This window comes from Bacteroidales bacterium (assembly GCA_035299085.1).
GTDB lineage: Bacteria > Bacteroidota > Bacteroidia > Bacteroidales > UBA10428 > UBA5072.
The window spans coordinates 100,515-122,711 of the sequence record DATGXG010000002.1 but is presented as its reverse complement, the minus strand read 5'-3'; the positions used below and the strand labels follow the sequence as shown (position 1 = coordinate 122,711).

The window sequence follows — 22,197 nt, the reverse complement described above, 5'->3', positions numbered from 1 at the left end:
CTGAGTTGTCAAAAAAGAAAATTTTGAGAATAATTCATCGTTCAGCAGATAGTGGCTTTTACAAAACTTACAAACAGTGGATGAGGCCTGAGAACGGTGCTGCTGTATTCGGGATGAAACTGAACGCCCACAAACCACTTATGGTCCCTGATTTCCATGATTTCCACAAGAGAAGTCTCAGGATTTATACCGGTTGCTATCATTCCGGCATTTTCATAAGCATCCAGGTACTTGTTGTTAAATTCATAACGATGCCTGTGCCTTTCACTCACCTCTTCAACACCGTATGCATCAAAAGTGCGTGTACCGGGTTTTACAACACAAGGATAAGCACCAAGCCTCATGGTACCGCCCTTCTCGGTAACACCTTTCTGTTCTTCCATAAGGTCGATTACAGGGTAGGGAGTTTTTGAAACCATTTCGGTAGAATGGGCACCTGTCATGCCAAGCACGTTCCTTGCAAATTCAACAACCGCACACTGCAGTCCGAGACATATTCCAAGGAACGGAATATTATTCTCCCTGGCATACCTTGCAGCCAGTATTTTACCGTCGATACCCCTGTCACCAAAGCCCGGAGCCACCAATATGCCGGCATATCCTTTCAGAATTTCGGTATAATTGCTTTCGTCAATGCGTTCAGAATGTATATATTCCACGTCCACCCGGCAGTTATTCATTGCACCGGCGTGTTTGAACGATTCGTTTATAGAAATATAGGCATCGGGTAATTCAACATATTTTCCTACAAGAGCAATTCTTGATTGGAATTTTGGATTCTGAAGCCTTTTCAGGAACTTATTCCATGTGGTCAGATCGGCAGTTCCTGAATAATCCATGCCCAACTTACGGAGAACGGTCACATCGAGCCTTTCTTCCTGCATTTTAATGGGCACTTCATAAATAGTACTTACGTCGATGGATTGAATGACCGAATCGGAATCGACATTGCAGAACAATGCCACTTTCTTTCTGAGATCAGGTCCAAGCTCGTGTGAGGTTCTGAGAACAAGAATATTCGGTTGAACTCCTGTCTCCAAAAGCATCTTGACTGAATGCTGGGTAGGTTTGGTCTTTAATTCGCCCGAAGAAGGCAGGTAAGGAACCAGCGTAAGGTGAATGTTCAGTACATTCTGATCTCCCATTTCCCATTTCAACTGCCTTACCGCTTCCACATAGGGTAGTGATTCAATATCGCCGACCGTACCTCCGATTTCGGTAATTACAAAATCGAGCTTATTCCGGCTGCTCACCAGTTTAATGCGCCTCTTTATTTCGTCGGTGATATGGGGGATTACCTGCACAGTTTTGCCCAGGTAATCGCCGCGGCGTTCTTTGTTTATAACAGTCTGGTAAATGCGGCCTGTAGTAACGTTGTTAGCCTGTGAAGTAGGCACTCCCAGGAACCTCTCGTAATGACCCAGGTCAAGATCGGTTTCTGCGCCGTCTTCAGTAACGAAGCATTCACCGTGTTCATAGGGATTCAGTGTCCCCGGATCCACATTGATATAAGGATCAAGCTTTTGAATGGTGACAACGTATCCCCTTGACTGCAATAATTTAGCAAGCGAGGCGGAGATAATACCTTTTCCCAATGAAGAAGCAACACCGCCCGTGACAAATATATACTTGGTTGGAATCAACTTGTGTGTTTATTATTTCTTATCAATCATCAAGATCATCAATCATACTGATTTTGCGGTTAAGCAGCTCAATATTCTTTTTTGAACTTTCAATCTTGGTTTCAACATCCCTGATCATGGTTTCAGCATTACGTGACCGGGCAAAGAAACCAATATTATTTTCCCAAAGAACAATGTCACTTTCAAGCTGCTTCAGACGGGTAATGTATTTCTCACGTTCCTGCCTGATCCGCTGCATTCCATTTGGCTTATCAAGATACTCTTCAAGTTTGGTCTTGAATTTCAGCATATTCCGGTGGCTGTCATCAATACGGAGGGCGTCGAACTTGCTATTGATGGCCTCGCGGTATTTTTCATGGATCTCATCTTTCAGTTTGAGGGGTACGAAACCGATCTCAGCCCACTGGCGCTGGAAGTCCTTCAGGCGGGTTAATGATTCCTCAGCATTTTCGCCGATCTCAAAAGCTTCAATTTCTTTAATCAGATCCTGTTTTTTCTGCAGGTTCACTCCAAATGAATTGTCAACTTCAGAAAAGTGTTTTGATTTCCTTTCAAAGAATTTGTCGCAGGCAGTCCTGAATCGTTTCCAGACTTTTTCCGACTGTTTGTGATGAACGGCACCAATTTCTTTCCAGCGTTGCTGGAGAGCGATCAATTCTTCTGTTGTTTTCTTCCATTCATTGCTTTCGCAGAGCGCTTCAGCCTGAATGCACAGGTCAATCTTCAACTGCAGGTTATTATTCTGCTCTTCTTTGAAAACGCCGTAATATTCTCTTTTCCGGTTAAAAAAAGCATCACAGGCTTCACGGAAGCGCTTGTATATTTTTGCATTATCTTTTTTCGGAGCAAAACCAATTGTTTTCCAAACCTTCTGCAGTTCGATAAGTTCATTCGAACGACTGGTCCACTCCTTATTTGAATTGATTTCTACGTTAGCCAGTTCCTCAGCTTTTTCACAGAGGGCAATTTTTGCTTCGAGGTTTGATTTCTGCTCGGTCTTAAGATCCACAAAGTGATCCTGGTGTTTCTTGTTAATCTTGGCAGTGGCTTCCTTAAACCGGTTCCAGATCTCAACCCGCATTTCAGCAGGCACAGGACCAATTTCCCGCCATTGTTCGTGTAAATCCTGGAGAACCCTGAAAGCCTCAACTACGTTGGTTTCAAGGATCAGTTCTTCAGCTTTCTCACACAAATGAATCTTCGATTCCAGGTTTTTCTTAAGGTCAAGGTCCCTTAATTCCTGGTTTATGCGGATATAATCATAAAACGCTTCAACATGGTGGTGGTAATTTTCCCAGAGATCCTTTACATTCTGCTGTGGAACAGGTCCGATAGCGCGCCATCTTTTCTGAAGGTCCCGGAATTCCTGGAATGTACGATTTATCGATTCCTTGTTTTTAACAAGTTCCTTGATTTCATCAATGATCTTGTATTTATCTTCAAGGTTTTTATGTTTGTGATCTTCCTGTACTTTATTATAATCTGCTTTCAGTTCACGGTAGCGGCGCAACTGTTCCTTAATTTCCGCTTCATGCGGATCGTCTTCAACTTTAAAATCTTCGATTTCACCGCCCTGCTCTACGAATGCCTTTCTTTTTCTTTCAATCTCAGCCTTGTGTTTTTTGTAGTAATTGATCTTGATGTTTTCCACATCATTAATGATCGTTTCAATAGGCTTTGTATCCAGAAGATTGGCTAACAGCGCAATCAATTCTTCCTTGCTCATAAGTGCAAGGTTTACGGCTTCTTCAGGCTGTGCTTCAACCGGTTCAGCCGGTTCAACCGGCGTAGCCTTCTCTGTCAGCTCTACATCATCCTCAACCTCCTCGAAAAACTGTTCAAATTCTTCAGCTTCGTGAGCAGGCAAATCGTTTACAGAAGCCTTGGCAACAGCATCTTCAGACGCAGCAGGGGTAACAGGATCCGTATTATCAGTAGCACCACCGGTGTTACCGACTTGTTCATCATGAACAGAACTATTAAGGTCACTCATCTTCAGTTACTTTACTAAAAGTTCACCACTTTTGAAAGAAACTACGAAAATATACATTAATGACCAATAGTCAAAGTATTTTTAGTGAAATATGCCCGTGTGCGGGCTTTCTTATGACACCAGCCAGTCCTTTGCCTCATCAACCGTGTCAAAGGTCCTGAAATTCATATTGGTTACGGTCTGAACTATTTTAAGAAGGATTCTTTTGCTGCCGGTTATTCCAACTACCGCTTCACGGGCTGTCAGTTCCTTGGTGATTTTTCCAGAACGCTTGATGGATTCCAGTACCTCACCGTAAACAAAGCTCCCGCTTATGTCAACAAGCATAAGAAGATCCTTTCTTCCCTGTGCTTTTATTTTTTCCCTGTATGCATTGGTTTGTGCGATAACCGAAAGAAACTCATCGTTATTCTTGAGATTTGAATAATCTACATAATAGATTTGCTTTCCTTTGTGCTCAATAAATCTTGCTCTCTGCTCCATGCCATTTATTTTTGCCCTATATACGGGCCTATGGCATTAAGGGTTGCAAAATGTTCTGAATGACCTATTTGATGTGCAAACCGCATTCTTTATGTCCCTGGTCTTCCCACCACCAGCGACCGGCACGTGTGTCTTCTCCGGGGGTGACAGCCCTGGTGCAGGGTTGACAGCCTATACTGGGGAAGTTCCTGTCATGCAGTTCATTATAAGGAATTTGGTTTGAGCGGATGTATTCCCAAACCATTTTTTCTGACCAGCGATACAGGGGATTGATTTTTACGATAGCGTTTGCTTCATCCCATTCCACAACCTGTGTATTAAACCGGTTGATTGTCTGATCTTTCCGGATACCCGTCATCCAGGCTTTCATTCCTGAAAGGGCTCTTTTAAGGGGCTCCATTTTTCTGACGTTGCAGCAATATTTTCTGTCTTCCACGCTGGCGTAAAAAAGGTTTATTCCCTTTTCACGAACCATTTGCTGAACCATCCGGTAATCGGGGAAAAATACTTCTATTGATGTATTATAATGGTCTCTTGTTTTTTGGATAAGATCCAGGGTTTCCGGGAAAAGGCGTCCTGTATCGAGTGTAAAAATTCTGAAAGAGGGATTAACCTTCATGAGCATATGGGTAAGAACCTGGTCTTCGGCTCCCATACTTGAAGACAGGCATATTTCCTGTCCGAATTCACTGTTGAAAAATTCAACCACTTCTTCGGCGGGCGCTTTTGCAAAACGCTCGTTCCACGCATCTATTCTGTTGTCCATGCGGTAAAATTACTCATATTTTTTAATTATCCGCTTGATTTCATCCGAACGGTTAAGCATATCCAGACTCTCAAACCGGCCGCATTCAAACCATTCAGAATCATCGTGAAGGAATCCCTTTACTTTATGCTCAAGGGCCAGCCGAAGGTAAAGGTCAATTATCGAAAACCTGTTTCTTTCGGTGATCAAATCGATAATCCGGGGGTGGATAACATGGATTGTACTGAAAGCAGCTCTTGTAAATTCATTTTCCTGGCGGATGAGCCGGTTTTCACCGGTTTTATTGTTATGCCAGCCAATCAGGTTATACTCTGAGTCAAAAATAAAATCCCTTGTTGAATTCCGGTGCTTCACTGCAAGGAGTACCAGCGGATCGGCATCTTTAAATTCCTGCATCATTTGATGAAGATTCAGGGTCGTAATCACATCCGATGAGGTCAGGATGAAGGGTTCGCAATCATCAAAAAACCATCCTGCCTTATAGAGTCCTCCGCCAGTATCAAGAAGTTCCCCGGATTCATCTGAAAATTCAATATGAATTCCGAATGAATTATTTCGGTTGACAAAATCAATAATCTGATCAGGCAGGTGATGGATGTTGATTATTATCTCGGTCACACCGTAGTACTTAAGATACCGGATTGTATGTTCCAGGAGCGATATTCCCTGTATTTCTATCAGCGGTTTCGGAGTGTCAAGCGTAAGAGGCATCATGCGTGTTCCTTTACCGGCCGCCAGGATCATTGCTTTCATGCTCCGGATATTTTTTTTGCCAGTTCATGATGAACAACGACTACATTAGCCTTCACATTTTCCCTTAGCCAGGAAGCCATTTTTTCGGCAAAATATACCGACCGGTGCTGTCCGCCGGTACATCCGAAACTGACCATGAGGTGAGAAAATCCCCGATGAAGGTAGTTACTTGCTGCATTCTGCACCATGGAAGAGGCATGCGAAAGAAACTCGACAGTTTCAGGACGGTTTTGAAGAAAATCGATAACCGGCTGGTCCTTCCCTGAAAACGTCTTGTATTCCTGGTACCGTCCGGGATTTTCAAGACTTCTGCAATCGAATACAAATCCTCCGCCGTTACCCGACAGGTCTTCAGGTATGCCGTTTTTATATGAAAAACTGTTTATCGTAATGGTAAATTCGTCAGGCCGCACTTCGTATGATTTCACCTGCGGCAGGTTCATGAGCTTGTCAAACACATGGGGCAGACTTGTGAGGTGAAGCGGCAGGGGCTCGTTTTCAATGAGCCACCTGAGAGTTTTTATGGCATAAGGAAGGCTTTGAAGAAATAACGGCTTGTGTTCTATATATCCCCTGAAACCGTAAGCGCCCATCGCCTGCATTAAACGCAGGTAAACAAAACCATAATAATACCTGACAAAAGTATCCCGGTTAAACCATGGAAAAGTTTTGCTGAAAACATCAAGGTAATATTCAAGAAGCTGTTTCCTGATATCCTCCGAAAGGTGAGTCTTGGCTTCGAACAACAAAGAGGCAAGATCGTACTGAAGCGGTCCCCGCCGGCCTCCCTGGTAATCGATGAACCATGGATTGCCATTCACAAGCATGATGTTCCGTGACTGAAAATCGCGGAACATAAATGATTCCCTGTCGGCTTCAATAAGCCATTTTACGATTGTCAGAAAGTCATCTTCGAGGTCCTGCTCAAAAAACTCAATTTTCAATGGTTTCAGCAGGCAGTATTTGAAATAGTTCATGTCCCACATCATGCTCTGAACATCAAACTCAGCACGAGGGTAACATTGTGAAAAATCAAGGTCTTCAATTGAGCGTACCTGCAAACCGGGCATTGCGTCAATCACATTTCTGTATACCTTAAGTATATCCTCAACGGTGCACGATTTATTTCTCAATCGTGCCAGGTAATCGAAAAGCGTATCGTTGCCCAGGTCTTCTTCAATATAAACATGATGATCGAGGTCGGTAATCAATACGTTGGGTACCCTGTTGCCTTTTGCTTTCAAATGGTTGCTTAAGTAAACAAATGCTTCGTTCTCCCTTTTGTCGGCATTATGAACGCCTAGCACACTGCCAATTTCAGAAGTTATCCTGTAATAGGTGCGGTAAGAACCCGAGGCCGGGAGGGGCACAATGGAAACCGGCTTGTGCTGGCTCCATTTAGTGTAAAGGTTTTCTAACAGCTGAAGAATTGATGCCATTTCTTTGTTGTTTAATTAAGAACGGATTTTGATTTCTCAACAATCAAATCCCAGCCATTTTTAACATGATGGTGCTGAACATTCGTCTGGGCGGTTATCATTCTCAATGTAAAAATTCCATTTAATTTGGTATGGGTAATGTACATTTTGCCGGTTTTGTTCACTTCAAGCATTAGTTTTTCATTGATCCGGTTAAGCTCATCCAGGCCATCGATTCCTGCAGGATGAAACCTGAAGCACACCAGGTTAAAGTGTACCGGGGCAAGGATTTCGAATTCAGGCGATTGTTCAATCCATGATTTAAGTTCGGAAGCAATGGAAAGCTGTTCTCTGAGCCGGTTCTGCAGGCCTTTTATACCAAAGGAACGAATTACAAACCAGAGCTTTAGCGCCCTGAATCGCCTTCCCAATTGTATTCCCCAGTTGGAATAATCATTTACATGTTCCGGGATCTGGGTCCTGAGATATTCCGGTATGAGTTTGAAGGTATCAATCAGCGTTTCCACATCCTTCACGAAATAGGCCGAACAATCGAAATTCGTGAACAGCCATTTATGAGGGTTGAATACGAGACTATCGGCCTTTTCAACACCTTTAATAATCCACCTGTATTCAGGCAGCAAAAGGGCTGAACCTGCAAACGCGGCGTCAACATGGAGCCAGACCCTGTGTTTTGAGCATATTTCAGCGATATCCTGAAGGGGATCCACTGCTGTAGATCCGGTAGTACCAATAGCAGCCACAACGCAAACAGGCAACAAACCCCTTTTCAGATCACCGGTAATTGCTTTTTCAAGTTCTGCCGGGTTCATTCTGAACTGATCGTCTGTTTGAATTTTCACGAGATTGTTTTTACCGATACCTGCTATTTTAACTGCCTTTTCAACTGAAGAATGAGCCTCGGATGAACAGTACACTCGCATAACCGACGTCATTCCGTTGTTGTTAACGGCAAAACCTGTCGCCCGTTCCCTCGCCGATATAATGGCTGCAAGTGTTGATGTAGAAGCTGTGTCCTGTATAACACCGGTGAACGAATCAGGAAGCCCTGTCATTTTCCTGAGCCAGATCATGACGGCTTCTTCAAGCTCGGTAGCGGAAGGTGATGTCTCCCATTTCATGCACTGTGCTCCCAGCGCTGAGGATAAAAAGTCACCGAGGAGAGACGGAAAACTGCTGTTTGCCGGAAAGTATGCAAAGAACGAAGGGTTCTGCCAGTGAGTGATCCCGGGTAAAATGATATCCTGAAAGTCTTTGAAAATAGCATCCATTTCTTCGGGAGCTTCCGGAGGTGCCGCAGGAATCTGTGCAAACACTGATCCCGGCTTTATGGCGGCCTTCACAGGATATTTTTCGATTTCAGTATAATAATCGGCAATCCAGTCGACCAGCTTATGTGCTTCCTTTCTGAATTCTTCGGGTGAATACATTGTGGAAATATTTTGCTCCAAATATAAATTAATCCATAACATTAAACATCAAACATGGAACACCGAACACCGAACACCGATTTTTGATTTAAGAAGTTTTGGTCCCACACCTCAAACCTCAAACATTTTAATCCACATATTTTGATTTCTGACACGGAAATACTATTTTTAAAATTCGATTTATACCCTAGTCAGGCAACTTTATGCATATTGAGCTTTATAGCGCTGAACTTCTTAATTTTGTAGAATTTAATCTTACCGGCGACAACGATAATTATAACCGCTGCGATGAAGAATCGAAGTATGTTGACAGTCCGGTATTTTATATTTTCCAGCCCTGCTTCGAAACAGCAAATCCAACCTTTGATTATTTCAGCGGTACCAAATATAATTCCCGCAAAATAATTGTATTGCTGAATGAACTGAAGGCAAATCTTGAGAAACTCACTGCTATAAACACTGCATCCGAATTTACAGGTATGGTCTCAAGCCGTTTTATGGGCAAGGAGTTCCTGGCCGAAATCGAAGATGAAGACTCCCAGTGGTTAACTCACTGGAAAGAATATAACCGCAAACTCATCGGTGTAAACCACGACCTGATAGAACTTGTAGAGCGTTGTGCGTTTGAGGAAAAGGTGCTTTGGGTGATCGGGTACTAGCGCCGTCATTGCGAGGAGCCTGAAAATCATTGATTATGGTAACTTATAAATGCGACGAAGCAATCTGCCCGCACAGGCAATTCGTTTCAAAGACAGTCATTTAGCAAAATTTTCCAATACTATAATTTTCCCTGTTGCGGCTGATTCATAGCAAGCCCATACCAGCTTTACCGTTTCAAAATTATCTGTACCGGTATTTTCAGCCTTCCCTTTTTTGAGCATATCAGCCAGAATGTTCCGTGACAGCGGTATCCCGCTTTCATGATTGACGATATAATCGGGATCGGCCCATGAATAGGAAGGAAATCTTACTATTTCAGAAACGGTTCCCTGTCGTGTAGTTATTTTTATTTCAAAACCCGGCCCCAAAAATACTGAGCCTTTATCACCTTCAACTAAAATATGTACGGTTGAAAATGAATCATGCTCAACAATAGATGCATACGACATTTCAGTATAAACCGGCATGCCGTTCTTCATTTCCATCATCACCGTTGCCAGGTCTTCCCCTTTGATACCCGGGTTTATGCTTAGGGTCTGGCACCAAAGCGATTTTACCTCACCGAATAAATAGCGGGTTACATCAAGAATATGGGATCCCATATCGGTAAGGATGAATTTATCCAGTTCAGCCAGGAAAGGCTGATTGTCGAACACCGGATAACCCGATAGGAACGAAACCCTTGCCTTGAAAGGAGTCCCGATAACGCCCGATTTGATGATTTCATTAAACCTTCTGACTGGCGCCTGCCAGCGGTAATTCTCATGAATGTACAGGTTGACTCCGGCGTTCCGGCAGAGAGTAACCATCCGGTTGGCTGCCTCAAAGGAAGGGGCCATCGGTTTCTGGCAGATAATGTTTTTTATGTTATGTTTTACCGCCAGCGTTGTAAAAAGTTCATGGGTATCAACATCTGTAATGATTTCTACAAAATCAAGTTTTTCATTCTTCAGTAATTCTTCTGCATCGTCATATACTGCAGGTACATGAAACATTTCAGCAAGGGCTTTGGCTTTTGAAAGGGTACGGTTATAAAGGGCAACGAGTTCGACCCCTTCAATTTCCGTCCATGCGCCAACCTGGAATTTCGACCAGAAGCCGCATCCAAAAACAGCAAATCTCAGTTTATTCATTTTTTGATAATTAGGTTATATCAATCACCTGTTGTAATACATTCTCGGGCTCAAAGATTTTTTTCCAGTCTTCCTTGAAAAGAATGCGGCGCCCTCTCTCAAGTGCTTTATTTGCTGCATCTGAAAATACAGCGTTCGGAAGTTCTTTAAAGAGCACGGCAAGCTGAATATTTATATGGCCCAGTAAAAAAGCCCGGGCTGCATCAGCCGGAACCCCTCTTTTAATAATCTCTTCCATTCCTTCTCTAACCAGGTCAAGGCACGAGGAAGAAAGTGTCTCCACAAGAGCCGGCTCAAGCAAAGCCATTTGTTCCATGGTTATTTTAAATGCCTGGTAAACCGGACTGTACATTTTTTTCGAAATGTTTTCGCCAAGGAGGTAATCCTTATCCTCTCCCTGCATTAACGCACAAACAATGGCCTGTTTGGCAAGTGTACCGCCGAAAAAATCCTTTTGAGCTTCCGGTGTCGGTTCCCAGTTGAATACCGAAGGATGTGCAGGATGTGCTATAAAATAGGCCACATCCTTCCTCAGATATAGCCTTCCGGCCCGGGCAACCGCCGGATCAAGGGTCATAACCAGCGAGCCGGGCTTCATTTGCGGAATGATAACCGATGAAATCTTAGCCAGTGCAGTATCAGGAACGGCCAGTATAACCACATCCGACTGGCTGACAACTTCCTTTTCATCGGAAACGGCCAGCCCGATTTCCTTCAGACGGTCGATCCCGGCCTGGCTTACCTCGAGGTAAAACATTTTGTATTCCGAATCTTTAAGGTTCCGGGAAAGCCGCATTCCCATTTTGCCTCCGGCTCCGACAAGAGTGATTTTTGTATTCATGGCTTCATTATTTTTTTCAGGTAAACTATACTTTCAGTTGCCCATTCCTCCTCACGTTTCAGGGTTTCTTCAACCTGCGTTGCAGGCGGGGTCCATAGTTCAAGGATGGCGCTCCGGCATTTGCCGTATGCATTCAATTTTTCCAGGATCAGGGGCAACTCAAGGAAACCTTGTCCTGCCGGTTTACCTTCAATTAAGAAGCCCATCATATGGGATAACCTTTTCACCGAGAAATCCTTAACGTGAAGATTAACGGTAAGCGGGGCAAGGTTTTCGATCACAGTCTGCAATCCTTCCCCGATTCCCATTGAGTTTACACAATCAAGGCAGATCGCAGCAAATTCAGTTCCTGATTTCTCAATAATTTCCCTGAATACAATGGAGGGCAGCCTGTCGTGGTTTTCAAGGACAAGTGTGATTTTTTGTGAGGCCAGTTTGGATGCTGCATTTCTGATAATTGAAATAACAGTATCCGGTGCGGGTTTATAATCCTTCTGATCAATGACCATTCGTAAAATGGGAGATGACAGTTTTTTTGCCACATCAATGCACCGGTCCAGGTTTTCTTCGGTCAATCCCCTCGATCCGGCTTCAATTTCGATGTTTTTCTTTGCTGCATAAGATGCAAGGACCGATAATCGTGCGGAATCAAGTGCAGATAGGTCAAAGTTGTCAGCAATCTGCACACAGTCGATCCCAAAATCCGCAGCTTTATCAATCAGGCCGAAAGGATCCATATGAACCTCCGGCTGCTGTCCCGGTATTCCGAATGCCCAGGTATACGTATATGTGCTGATCCCTAATTTCATTATTTTGCTGCGGCATCAAGTATCAGAATCCAGTCGAATCCGGGTCCCCTTGAAGGAGCTTCAAATTTGAGAACCGCACTTTTCTTAACATTTGTTCCTTTTGCTGTCTTGCCTGACCGTGGATCATACCAGCTGACTTTATATTCATTAGCCGGTAACAGGTTCCCGTTCAGCTGAATTTCATTACCCAGCGGAGTGTAGACCATTATATAGCCGTCTCCTTTAGTGGCCACAATATATCCATACTCATCACCGGGATTGATTACAATTTCCTGGAAAGGGACGCGGTTCAGCATAGGCCTTGATTCAATAAGTCTCCTGACATTCAGCATTTGCCATGAACCGGGCAAATCAAGCACATCGTACCAGTAATGCCTTGCATAGCCTACGAAATCCCTTCCGGGAGCTGCCATTTGCCATATGGGGTGGCAGCCGTAAGTATGACCATGAGCCCCGGTAAACAGGTTCCAGTATGCTGCCTGCCTGACATGCATTTCGTTGAACCAACCCAGGGAATCGGGTTGCCAGTTAATGGGGTGATCTTCATACCTGGGTTCACCATCCATACAGGGCTTTATGGGCTTCCGGTTATAATCATCCTTTATCATATGATAGATGGCATAACTCCGTTGCCCGTGACCTGTCTGTGTCATATTGAAATCAAGCCAGTCGCAGTTATGAAACCAGTTGGATGAACTGCTTTCACCCATAGGATGAAAAGTCATCAGGTGATTGTGGTCTACTGATTTTATTCCTTTTCCCAGCGCGTCCCAAACCGGGAAATTATCGGATTTGCCATCTGCGCTTTTACCGCCCGGACGGTCTCCTCCGTTGATCCATATAATATTCGGGAAATCTTTATACCGGTTGCCGAGATATTGTCCATAGGAATAAGCGTTTTGAGTATTGAAGATAACCGGACCCTTTCCCCATGCCCTGTCGATCTTGTCACCCCAGGTTGGCAATAACCCTATAAAAATTCCTTTTGAAGCAGCAAGCCTGATGAGGCTGTCTACATATAAGAAATACCTTTCATTGGGTTTTAACGGATCATTGTCAATTAAAGGCCTGTCTCCATTTCGGTTGGGAGTGTTCAATCCATCAAGTTCTGCCAGTATGACTGCCTGGATTACTGTAAATCCCTTCATCCTGCGGTTTTCAAGATATTTTTCAGCCTCCTTGTAATTCAGTCTGTGAAAAAACTCCCAACCCGTATCTCCTAAATAAAAGAAAGGTGTGCCGTCTGTGAATTGAAGAAAGCGGTGGTTTTGTGATACCACAAGCTTACCATGCGTCAGGTCAACCGAGGGACCTTCAATAGGTTTTATCTGGCCAGAGAGCGACCCGGTAAGGATAAAAATTAAAACTAAAACAGGAAAAGCTTTCATAGATTGTGTTTTACCCGATTCGTGAATATACTATTAAGGAAAGACCAATAAGATAGCAGATGAACATCATAGTAAGCAGTCTGGATGTGCCGGTTGGGGCCTCACGGAATTCTTTCCATACAAAAATACCCCATATAGCTGCAACCACCGGTGCAGAATTGCTGAGTCCGTATGAAATGGCAGGACTGGCCGAATTCACTGCCATGAAACTCACCGAATTTCCAAGGCACCATATGGCTCCTCCAAGCATTCCAAAAAAGTGCGTTCGGTAATTACCCTTGAGATAATCCGCAATACTTACTCTATCACCCTGGATAGGGTAGCGCATAAACAAAGGGTTGAAAATAACTGTTGAAATAATGGCGCCGATTGAAAAAATAACGACAGCCGTGTAAGATGTTATTTTACCTGAGTTTTCTGCAGTAAAGGTTGTGTCAAGTGAAGAGGCAACAAACCTGTAAAAGAAGGCAATCATTAATCCTGCAGCAAACGAAAGAAGGATTCCCTTTAAGGGCGCTTTATGCTGGGCATTAGCCAAACGCCTGTAGGAAATCATGCTGAAAATAATGGCCAGGATGATAATGGCAGATCCTCCGAAAAGGAGGACAGGATTGCCTTCGGGCATACCTATGTAGTTGATCACAATACCCAGTATCCAGCCAATCCCGCCGCCAATAGGAAATGCGACTGACATGCCGGCAATGGATATAGCAGCAATAAGCAATAGCGTTCCAAGGTTCCATATTGCCCCTCCTAAGGCTGCACTGATCAAATAGCCGGGCGAAGCCTGTCGCAGGTCTGCAAGGAACGGCCTGCCTTCATGACCAAGACTGCCGAATGTAAAAGCCATGATTAATGAAAAAATAAATATGCCAAGGATAAAATCCCAATAATACAATTCAAAGCGCCATCCTTTTCCTGTGAGGTTTTGTGTGTTTTGCCACGATCCCCAGCAAATCATGGCCAGTACACATAATAAGACGGCAAGCGTGTAATTTTGTACAAGAATCATAATAGTGAAGGTAAACTTATTTATACTTATATATACTTATTCATACTTATTCAATACAAATATAAAAATCTATTTTATATTTTTGTACAAAAAATGAATTTCATAACAATTCATACTGACGATATTACTCCCATCTATGAACAGCTTAGGGAAAGCATAACCCTGGCCATAGAAAAAGGTGTATTACGGATGGATGAAAGACTTCCTTCAATAAATCAACTGTGCCGGGAGTTCAGTATATCCCCTGGCACTGTCCTCAGGGCTTATGATGATTTATGCCGGAGCGGTATCCTGGGTTCCAAAAGAGGCAAGGGCTACTACGTGCTTAATACAAAAATAACCCGAAAGCTTAACATTTTTGTCCTGTTCGACCGCATCAGCTCCTATAAGGAAGTACTTTACGATGCTTTTCACAACCGGATCGGCGCTGATGCAGCAGTCCAGGTTTTTTTTCATCATTACGATGATGAGAGGTTCAGGTCAATGATTGAAGAATCGGTCGGCAAGTACAACTATTACGTTATTATGCCTCATTTTAACCATGATGTTTCACCTGTTCTTGATAAAATTCCAAGGGAAAAGCTTCTGATCATCGATAAGACGGTTCCACAACTGAAAGGAAAGTATGCCAGCATCTGCCAGAATTTCAGGGAGGATATCTACAAGGCTCTTACTGATGCAGAGCCCGTTCTGAAAAAATATAAGCGACTTGTATTCTGCAAATCAGCCAACCGTTTTCAGTTTGTACCTTCGGGACTGATAGCGGGTTTTGAAAAGTTTGTACATGATTCCGCACACAACGGCGAGGTAATTGCTTCCATAAAGGACCAGGATTTTAAAACAGGGGATTGCTTCCTTGTTTTTCCCGACAGTGACCTTATTTATATCATTAAGGAGGCTAAAAATCAGAAACTGAAAATTGGGAAAGATATTGGATTAATTGCCTATGATGATTCTCCCATGCGGGAAATACTGGAGGGAGGTATCTCTGTAATTTCTACCGATTTTGAGGCTATGGGCAATACTGCGGCTGAAATGATTCTGACCGGCAGCAGGGAGAAGCTTTTCAATCCATGCCGTTTCATCAGGAGAAAATCGCTATGATTTTAAGAAAATGCCTTACACCACCTTACAAAAGTTACATGGTTCCGATTGCCCTTTCCCAAAATACAAAACATTGAGGGCGGGAAATTTAACTGTTGAATATTCAGAAGGTACACTTCGCAATATTTCAATTAACGGTTATGAAGTCATACGAATGATTTATGTGGCCGTCAGGGATCACGCTTGGCTGAATGTTCCGCAAAAAATCCTCACCGAAAATATAAGCATTTCCGGCAAAGAATTTGTCATTCAATTATCAGTGCAGTATTCAAAAAACGAAATAGAGTTTTTGTCTGAAATCCGCATAACCGGCACATCACAAAACATTCTTTCATATGAGATGAAGGGTTCTGCACAAACTGATTTTCTAAAGAACCGGATTGGCATCTGCCTATTACATCCACCCGAAACATGCCGCGGAAAGGAATGCATTATTGCCCATCCGGACGGAACGACTGAAAAACGCATGTTTCCCGAAAAAATAGCTCCGCATCAGCCGTTTAAAAACATATCAGGAATGTCATGGAACTATGACAGGAGCAATAAGGTAACCCTGCAATTCAAAGGCGACCTGTTTGAGACTGAAGACCAGAGAAACTGGACGGATGCTTCCTATAAAACTTATAGTACACCGCTTGAAATTCCTTTCCCCGTATTGCTTAAAAAGAACACAAAGGTTAGCCAGTCAGTTACTATAAAGATTGACGGAAAATCAAATTCATCTTGCGGTTCTGAGATCATTAATTTCTTTCCCTTAAACGGTCCGGATTTACCTATGCCTTCCCTTGGTACCTGTGTTTCTTCTGCTGTGTTTGAGATGACTGCACGGGAAGCTGAATTGTTGAAAAGGACAGGTTTCCGTCATCTCAGGGGGGAGATCCTCCTTTTTGAAAATAACTGGAGTTTGCGGTATAGAAGAATTTTAAATGAGGCTGTTCAGCTCCAGTTACCTGTTGTCTTATGCCTTGTTTTCGGAGATAATTGCAGGGGCGAATGGGATAAATTCTTGTCAATTTATAAAGAAACTCCGGTTGATTTATCTTCAATATTATTGTTTTCACGCGATCATAAATCGACACCGCCTGATATAGTAAAAAGCATCCTGCCTGAAGTTAAAAAATATTTCCCCGGAATCCGGGTTGGCGCGGGCACAAATTGCAATTTTGCCGAATTGAACCGTATGACACCATCATCGGGATCACTCGATTTTCTGTCGTTCGCGATACACCCTCAGGAGCATGCCAATGATGACAGTACGTTATTTGAAAACATGACAGCGCAGCGTGATGCCATTAATTCGGCTTTTGCTGTTACCGGAGGAAAGAAGATCCATGTTTCACCGGTAACGTTGAAAAGGCGCTTCAATGCCAATATGATCAATTATGAGCTCCCGTATAACACCGATCATATGCCTGATCAGGTCGACGTTAGGCAAATGTCGCTTTTCGCTGCAGCCTGGACTGTCGGTAGTTTGAAATCAGTTCTTGAATCAGGAATAGAATCGGTTACTTACTATGAAACCATTGGGGAGCGTGGCATTTTAATGGGAAAAAGGTCTTTACAAACCGGGTTATTCCCGGCTGAAGAATACACAATTTTCCCTGTATACCATATATTCCGGTTAATTGGTGAAAGCTATAAAATTGTCAAATCATTAAGCAGTAAGCCTTTGGTGGTCGATGGTTTTATTCTGAAAAATGAGGATCACGGGCTTATCTTTCTTGCTAATTTTACAACTGTCCCACAAAGTATTAATCTTAACCGATTCAATAAGCTTATAACCGTCAGACGAATCAATTCGGTTAAGTTCAATTACGGAACCATTAGAGATACTCACGCTGTCAGTCGAAGGATAATCAGGCTTCTACCCTATGAAACAAGGATATTGCAGTTTACTGAGTGAAACCGGTATCATTCATTTTAAAAAAACTTACTTTGCATTCTGCAAATCTTTACTACAATGAAATATCTGCTCACAGGTTATTTTTTATCAATCGCATTTGCCGTTACTTTTGCCCAGGATATCCGCATTCTTGTCAAGCCTGTCGACTCCAAATTCTGGGGTTATTCTGATGCCAATGGAAAAGTTTATGACGCGAAATATCTTTATTGTGAGCCCTTTTCTGAAGATGGTGTTGCAGTTGTTTATTCATCGGCAAGGAAGCAATACCGGATTATCAACCGTTTCGGCCGTGAAATAGAAACTGAGGTTACCGATTTTGATGTGAAGGATTATCTGAGTTATTATCCGGGTCAATTCACCGGTGGCTACCTGGTAATGAGGATGGCGAACAGATGGGGTGCCATGGATACCACCGGTAAGGTAATTGTTCCTATGAAATGGAAAACCCTCCTGGAATTCGAAAAGGGTTATGGAATTGGTGTGTTAAAGGACCGCTTCAGTGTAATAAATGCGCGTACAGGCCGGGAAACGCTATTAGATGAAGAAATCGTTGAAATGAAACCCTTCCAGGAAGGTATGGCGCCGGCCAAATTTAAGAACGGGAAAGAAGGTTTTATAGATACAACCGGAAGGATTGCAATAAAACCTGAATTCCAGCAGGTCGGTTACTTTTTCGGTGGTATTGCATGGGCTAAAAATATTGAAGGAATGATCGGATATATAAATAAATCAGCGGAATGGGTTATTAACCCGTTTTATACGGCAGTAAAAAATATGGATCCTGTGAGTGGCCTGGCCAGGGTCATGTTTAATGAAAAATGGTACTATATCAGTTTAAAAGGTGAAATGATCGATTTCGGGATGTCGGAAATTATGGATGACTTCCATGATGGACTGTCTAAGGGAAGAAAAGACGGAAAATGGGGCTTCTTGAACAGCAAGGGGGAATGGGTCATCAAACCCCGGTTTGTTAATGCCCGGGATTTTAAAAATGGCTATGCTGCTGTAAGTATACAAACCAACAACACGGAAGATGAATTATGGGGTATTATCGATACCACCGGAAACTGGTTGATCGAACCCAAATTCAGGATGGCAAAGGATGTTGTAGTATTGAAACCGTAAAAATTATTTCCTGAAACTGGCCAGAATCTCAACAGCTGAGGAATCCGCGGAAACATGATTAAAATCGCCACGTAATTCCTTCAGGGCGTAAATCTCTTCATCAATTTCCCGGCGGGTTCTCACTCCAAGCGAACGTAACAGGCTTGCCGGCGGACACCAGCCCTGGATGCCATGTTGAAGAAGAAAAACCGATACAACACCGGAAAGCAGGTACCATCTTTTTCTGCCAAGGGTTCCCATAAGAAGTCCCGCCATGATCACTGCAGATGCATTCACTTCCAGGGCTTTTTCAATATCCCATTCTTTCCTTAGTTTTTCTATACGGGCATCGATTTCCTCCCGGCTTGAACCTTTATACTGACGAATGTGATCCAGAATTTTCTGATCGATCTTCTCGTTTTTCTTATCAGATGTATTCTCCCGAACACGGTTTCCGACATTTTCTACATTTATTTCCATAACGTTACTTCCATTATACAACGCTGTCAGGTTCTCTGAACGCTGACAGGTTGGATTCTTCAAACATCAAACCTCAAACAATTAAACAACGCTGTCAGGTCCTCCGGACGCTGACAGGTTGGATACTACTTCTTCGGAATAAACTCCATCGAAATAGAATTCACGCAATAACGGGTATTTTTTGCTGTAAGCCTTTCTCCGGTGAAAACATGTCCCAGGTGTGCATTGCATTTGGCACAAATTATCTCTGTTCGCATACCGTCGGGATCAGGGATCTGTTTCACGGCACCGGGAATAGCGTCATCAAAGCTCGGCCACCCGCAACCGGAATCAAATTTGTCGTCCGATTTGTATAACTCGGCACCGCACCTTTTACATACATAGGTTCCGGGTTTAAAGAATTCATCATACTTACCCGTAAAAGGCCTTTCAGTGCCCTTGTATACAATCACCCGCTCCTCCTCGGGTGTGAGCTTTTTGAATTTTAAAGTTGATTGTTCCATAGTATCGTTTTTTTCAGCCTGCTGTGCACAACCGCCTGTAAATACAAGCAGCAGCAGTATTATAACACCTATTGCTTTCATGATGAAATGTATTACAGGTAAAACGATCGAAAACCAAAGTGGTTCAAAAGAGTGGTTAAGTAATCAGGTTAAAAGGTGTTAAGAAATAAGGTTAAAAGGTGTTAAGAAATCAGGTTAAAAAGCGTTAAGAAATAAGGGAAATAGAAGTCAGTATGTTCTCTTTATTACTTCAATACATGCACGGGCATTGTGATAAGGGCATTTCCAGAAGCCTGCCTTGTCCTCTGCCAAATTAGGCTTTCCATTCTTTATGCTCCAGTACCATTCTCCGTTCTGCCTGTCGATTATGTACTTCTCAATATAGTTCCAGCATGAAACGGCCTTCTCGGCATAGGAAGAATCACCCGTAAGCGAATGAAGGTTGAGAAGGCCGACAACGGTTTCCGCCTGCGGCCACCAGTGACGGTCGGTATCATGAATGCCTTTATCATCATCTTTCTCGTAGATCATGCTTCCGTCAGGCTGAAATCCCTCAAGTGATGCAATTCCGAGTTCAACGCACAGGGACCTTGCTTTTTCAACCAGGGTCTTGTCGCCCAATACTCTTGCCCCTTCATAAATGAGCCATGATGCTTCAATATCATGTCCGTATGAAACAAGCGAAGAACGTGAATTCCAGTTCTCATCGAAAAACAAAAGCATATGACGGGAAACAGGATCAATTATGCGGTCAAGAAAAAGGTTCACCAGGTTTCGTAATTGTTTTTCAAGGTCTTCATTCTTCCATACCTGGTAAAGGTTGGTGTAAGCTTCAAGAATGTGAAGATGTGTATTCGTTGTCTTCTTTTCATTGGCATCTTTAAGACTCAGGCGAAGGTCTTCAAGAAGACTCCATTCGCGGCTATATGCCTCAAAATAGCCGTTCTTTTCCCTGTCAAAACTCTTTTCTTCGATTAACCGGAAGAGAGTAATGGCCTTTTCAAGACTTGTTCTATCGTTGCTTGCTTTATAAAATTCAGAAAGAGCGTAAATGAAAAAAGCCTGCGAGTATATCTGTTTCTTGGTATCCGACGGTTTGCCATCAAATGTGATTTTCCAGAATGTTCCGCCATTTTCGTTGTCAAAGAAATGGTTAAGAACGTAGTCAAGGCTCATACGGGCCGTATCCAGATACAGGTCATCTTCCAGCAGGTTATAGGCTGCCGAAAAAGTCCATAAAATCCTTGCATTCAGGATGCCTCCTTTATCGGCCTGAGGTATAACTTTTCCATAACCATCGATCTGGCCGTAAAAGCCACCGTTGATTTTATCGATGGCTTTATTTATCCAGAAAGGGAGAATATTTTCGGTTAGTTCTCCATTTGCCCGGGTACCAAGGTTTGTTAATAATTCTGAATTCATTATTTATTTCTTTCCGAGGTATTGCAGGTTTTTGCTGATCAAAGCCGATAAAGTATCTACCGAAGTGGCTGAAAGGTAACCGTCAGGTGCCGTGTTAAGGCAATAATCAACAAGCCTGTCAACTGTGGATGTGGCAACATGCATGCGGGTATCAGAGGAGGCGTAGTAAAGAAAGACAGTACCATCCTCTTCTGTAATCCATCCGTTCGTAAACAACACGTTGGATACATCACCCACACGCTCTTCGCCTTCAGGAGCCATAAGGAAACCTGCAGGTTCGGCGATCATTTCAGACGGATCGTTAAGGGAAGTCATATACATATAAAGGACATAGCGTAAGCCTGCAGCGCAACCCCTTACCCCATGGGCAAGATGAAGCCATCCTTTTGGTGTTTTAATGGGGTGGGGACCTTCACCATTTTTAACTTCCTTTATCGTGTGGTAATACCGGTGATTGATAATCTTTTCTTCTTTAACCACGGCATGTGTCATATCATCAATCAGGGCCCAGCCTATTCCTCCGCCTTTTCCTGCATCGATAAATCCATCCTGCGGCCTTGTATAAAGGGCATATTTGCCATTTACAAATTCAGGATGAAGAACCACATTCCGTTGCTGGCTCTTTGAAACAAGATCTGGAAGCCTTTCCCAGTTAATGAGGTCTTTGGACCTGACTATGCCGGCCTTTGCAACGGCTGACGACAGGTCACCGTCGGCTGCCTGGGGGTCTTTATGCTCCGCGCAGAATATACCATATATCCAGCCATCCTGGTGGGCTGTGAGTCGCATATCATACACGTTTGTCTCAGGATTTTCCACCTGTGGAAGCTTAACAGGGTAATCCCAGAAAGTGAAGTTATCGATGCCATTCGGACTTTCAGCTACTGCAAAAAACGATTTACGGTCGTTTCCTTCAACCCTGGCTATGAGCAGGTATTTTCCTCTGAATTTCATGGCGCCTGCATTGAATGCAGCATGTATGCCAAATCGCTCCATAAGGAACGGATTGGTCTCAGGATTCAGATCATACCTCCAGAAGAGAGGAGCATGATCACCGGTCAATACCGGGTTCTCATACCGGTCAAAAATTCCGTTGCCCGGAAGTACCTTCCTGTTCTTTTTGGTAATGAGCGATTTGTATGATTCTTCAAGCAGTTTCAGCCGTTCTTTATATTCAGTGTTCATAGGTAAATATTTTGGTTTCTTGATCCGAATCAAATATAGGGAAAAAGTTTTTTAGTCTGTTGGTCTGTTAGTCCGTTAGTAAAACTTCTTAAATCGTAAATCAGTGTTCGTTGATCGGTGTTTGGTGAGCATTTTAGTAATAAGGT

The 22,197-nt window shown here is 43.2% G+C and carries 20 protein-coding genes; 4 read left to right on the top strand and 16 right to left on the bottom strand.

Annotated elements, in window-relative coordinates; translation table 11 throughout:
- Window positions 1-41: 41 nt before the first annotated feature.
- From VK179_00680 to VK179_00650, 7 genes are all read right to left on the bottom strand, one after another.
- Window positions 42-1,643, bottom strand: a complete 1,602-nt coding sequence (locus VK179_00680) for a CTP synthase (protein HLO57232.1) — start codon at window positions 1,641-1,643, stop codon at window positions 42-44.
- A 22-nt stretch (window positions 1,644-1,665) separates the two neighbouring features.
- Window positions 1,666-3,636 carry a DUF349 domain-containing protein gene (locus VK179_00675; GenBank protein ID HLO57231.1) on the bottom strand — a complete coding sequence of 657 codons (1,971 nt, stop codon included), beginning with the start codon at window positions 3,634-3,636 and terminating at the stop codon, window positions 1,666-1,668.
- Between the two features lie 111 nt (window positions 3,637-3,747).
- A complete protein-coding gene (locus VK179_00670) occupies window positions 3,748-4,119 on the bottom strand; it encodes an STAS/SEC14 domain-containing protein (protein HLO57230.1) in 372 nt (123 codons plus the stop codon).
- 64 nt (window positions 4,120-4,183) lie between these two features.
- Window positions 4,184-4,885, bottom strand: a complete 702-nt coding sequence (locus VK179_00665) for a phosphoadenylyl-sulfate reductase (GenBank protein ID HLO57229.1) — start codon at window positions 4,883-4,885, stop codon at window positions 4,184-4,186.
- Between the two features lie 9 nt (window positions 4,886-4,894).
- On the bottom strand, window positions 4,895-5,638 hold the full coding sequence (locus tag VK179_00660) for a nucleotidyltransferase family protein (GenBank protein ID HLO57228.1): 744 nt from the start codon (window positions 5,636-5,638) through the stop codon (window positions 4,895-4,897).
- On the bottom strand, window positions 5,635-7,077 hold the full coding sequence (locus tag VK179_00655; protein HLO57227.1) for an RNase adapter RapZ: 1,443 nt from the start codon (window positions 7,075-7,077) through the stop codon (window positions 5,635-5,637). The genes VK179_00660 and VK179_00655 overlap by 4 nt, the downstream gene beginning before the upstream one ends.
- Window positions 7,078-7,088: 11 nt before the next feature.
- Window positions 7,089-8,507: a pyridoxal-dependent decarboxylase gene (locus tag VK179_00650; GenBank protein HLO57226.1), complete on the bottom strand. Its 1,419-nt coding sequence runs from the start codon at window positions 8,505-8,507 to the stop codon at window positions 7,089-7,091.
- Window positions 8,508-8,710: 203 nt separating this feature from the next.
- On the opposite strand from VK179_00650, the gene VK179_00645 reads away from it, so the two are divergent.
- Complete coding sequence (locus VK179_00645) at window positions 8,711-9,166, top strand: hypothetical protein (protein ID HLO57225.1); 456 nt, start codon at window positions 8,711-8,713, stop codon at window positions 9,164-9,166.
- 96 nt (window positions 9,167-9,262) lie between these two features.
- On the opposite strand, the gene VK179_00640 is transcribed toward VK179_00645, so the two are convergent.
- The 5 genes from VK179_00640 to VK179_00620 are packed head-to-tail and all read right to left on the bottom strand — an operon-like array spanning window position 9,263 to window position 14,350.
- Window positions 9,263-10,300: a Gfo/Idh/MocA family oxidoreductase gene (locus VK179_00640; protein ID HLO57224.1), complete on the bottom strand. Its 1,038-nt coding sequence runs from the start codon at window positions 10,298-10,300 to the stop codon at window positions 9,263-9,265.
- Window positions 10,301-10,310: 10 nt separating this feature from the next.
- Complete coding sequence (locus VK179_00635; protein ID HLO57223.1) at window positions 10,311-11,141, bottom strand: phosphogluconate dehydrogenase C-terminal domain-containing protein; 831 nt, start codon at window positions 11,139-11,141, stop codon at window positions 10,311-10,313.
- Complete coding sequence (locus VK179_00630; GenBank protein HLO57222.1) at window positions 11,138-11,950, bottom strand: TIM barrel protein; 813 nt, start codon at window positions 11,948-11,950, stop codon at window positions 11,138-11,140. Before VK179_00630 ends, VK179_00635 begins: the two co-directional genes overlap by 4 nt.
- Complete coding sequence (locus tag VK179_00625) at window positions 11,950-13,338, bottom strand: glycoside hydrolase family 140 protein (protein ID HLO57221.1); 1,389 nt, start codon at window positions 13,336-13,338, stop codon at window positions 11,950-11,952. The genes VK179_00630 and VK179_00625 overlap by 1 nt, the downstream gene beginning before the upstream one ends.
- A gap of 10 nt (window positions 13,339-13,348) precedes the next feature.
- Window positions 13,349-14,350, bottom strand: a complete 1,002-nt coding sequence (locus tag VK179_00620; GenBank protein ID HLO57220.1) for a GRP family sugar transporter — start codon at window positions 14,348-14,350, stop codon at window positions 13,349-13,351.
- Between the two features lie 93 nt (window positions 14,351-14,443).
- Between VK179_00620 and VK179_00615 the strand changes: the two genes are divergently transcribed.
- The 3 genes from VK179_00615 to VK179_00605 are packed head-to-tail and all read left to right on the top strand — an operon-like array spanning window position 14,444 to window position 18,482.
- The gene (locus VK179_00615; protein ID HLO57219.1) at window positions 14,444-15,454 is read left to right on the top strand and encodes a GntR family transcriptional regulator; all 1,011 of its coding nucleotides are present in this window, start codon (window positions 14,444-14,446) and stop codon (window positions 15,452-15,454) included.
- A gap of 10 nt (window positions 15,455-15,464) precedes the next feature.
- A complete protein-coding gene (locus VK179_00610) occupies window positions 15,465-17,357 on the top strand; it encodes a hypothetical protein (protein HLO57218.1) in 1,893 nt (630 codons plus the stop codon).
- A 57-nt stretch (window positions 17,358-17,414) separates the two neighbouring features.
- Window positions 17,415-18,482, top strand: coding sequence for a WG repeat-containing protein (locus tag VK179_00605; protein HLO57217.1), 1,068 nt, complete (start codon window positions 17,415-17,417; stop codon window positions 18,480-18,482).
- Window positions 18,483-18,485: 3 nt separating this feature from the next.
- Here the strand turns inward: VK179_00605 and VK179_00600 are convergent, their stop codons facing one another.
- The 4 genes from VK179_00600 to VK179_00585 form a co-directional block, all read right to left on the bottom strand.
- Window positions 18,486-18,941, bottom strand: a complete 456-nt coding sequence (locus VK179_00600; protein HLO57216.1) for a YgaP-like transmembrane domain — start codon at window positions 18,939-18,941, stop codon at window positions 18,486-18,488.
- A gap of 125 nt (window positions 18,942-19,066) precedes the next feature.
- The gene (locus tag VK179_00595; GenBank protein ID HLO57215.1) at window positions 19,067-19,525 is read right to left on the bottom strand and encodes a methionine-R-sulfoxide reductase; all 459 of its coding nucleotides are present in this window, start codon (window positions 19,523-19,525) and stop codon (window positions 19,067-19,069) included.
- Between the two features lie 147 nt (window positions 19,526-19,672).
- Entirely contained in the window at window positions 19,673-20,866 is a 1,194-nt protein-coding gene (locus VK179_00590) for an AGE family epimerase/isomerase (protein HLO57214.1), read from the bottom strand.
- A 3-nt stretch (window positions 20,867-20,869) separates the two neighbouring features.
- Complete coding sequence (locus tag VK179_00585) at window positions 20,870-22,051, bottom strand: glycosidase (protein HLO57213.1); 1,182 nt, start codon at window positions 22,049-22,051, stop codon at window positions 20,870-20,872.
- Window positions 22,052-22,197: the final 146 nt, after the last annotated feature.

Coding starts and splice junctions, on each gene's coding strand:
- VK179_00665 (HLO57229.1), bottom strand. CDS start 4,885: ATGGACAACAGAATAGATGCGTGGAACGAGCGTTTTGCAAAAGCGCCC.
- VK179_00610 (HLO57218.1), top strand. CDS start 15,465: ATGCCTTACACCACCTTACAAAAGTTACATGGTTCCGATTGCCCTTTC.
- VK179_00625 (HLO57221.1), bottom strand. CDS start 13,338: ATGAAAGCTTTTCCTGTTTTAGTTTTAATTTTTATCCTTACCGGGTCG.
- VK179_00605 (HLO57217.1), top strand. CDS start 17,415: ATGAAATATCTGCTCACAGGTTATTTTTTATCAATCGCATTTGCCGTT.
- VK179_00655 (HLO57227.1), bottom strand. CDS start 7,077: ATGGCATCAATTCTTCAGCTGTTAGAAAACCTTTACACTAAATGGAGC.
- VK179_00635 (HLO57223.1), bottom strand. CDS start 11,141: ATGAATACAAAAATCACTCTTGTCGGAGCCGGAGGCAAAATGGGAATG.
- VK179_00620 (HLO57220.1), bottom strand. CDS start 14,350: ATGATTCTTGTACAAAATTACACGCTTGCCGTCTTATTATGTGTACTG.
- VK179_00630 (HLO57222.1), bottom strand. CDS start 11,950: ATGAAATTAGGGATCAGCACATATACGTATACCTGGGCATTCGGAATA.
- VK179_00660 (HLO57228.1), bottom strand. CDS start 5,638: ATGAAAGCAATGATCCTGGCGGCCGGTAAAGGAACACGCATGATGCCT.
- VK179_00590 (HLO57214.1), bottom strand. CDS start 20,866: ATGAATTCAGAATTATTAACAAACCTTGGTACCCGGGCAAATGGAGAA.
- VK179_00615 (HLO57219.1), top strand. CDS start 14,444: ATGAATTTCATAACAATTCATACTGACGATATTACTCCCATCTATGAA.
- VK179_00595 (HLO57215.1), bottom strand. CDS start 19,525: ATGAAAGCAATAGGTGTTATAATACTGCTGCTGCTTGTATTTACAGGC.
- VK179_00675 (HLO57231.1), bottom strand. CDS start 3,636: ATGAGTGACCTTAATAGTTCTGTTCATGATGAACAAGTCGGTAACACC.
- VK179_00650 (HLO57226.1), bottom strand. CDS start 8,507: ATGTATTCACCCGAAGAATTCAGAAAGGAAGCACATAAGCTGGTCGAC.
- VK179_00600 (HLO57216.1), bottom strand. CDS start 18,941: ATGGAAATAAATGTAGAAAATGTCGGAAACCGTGTTCGGGAGAATACA.
- VK179_00670 (HLO57230.1), bottom strand. CDS start 4,119: ATGGAGCAGAGAGCAAGATTTATTGAGCACAAAGGAAAGCAAATCTAT.
- VK179_00640 (HLO57224.1), bottom strand. CDS start 10,300: ATGAATAAACTGAGATTTGCTGTTTTTGGATGCGGCTTCTGGTCGAAA.
- VK179_00585 (HLO57213.1), bottom strand. CDS start 22,051: ATGAACACTGAATATAAAGAACGGCTGAAACTGCTTGAAGAATCATAC.
- VK179_00645 (HLO57225.1), top strand. CDS start 8,711: ATGCATATTGAGCTTTATAGCGCTGAACTTCTTAATTTTGTAGAATTT.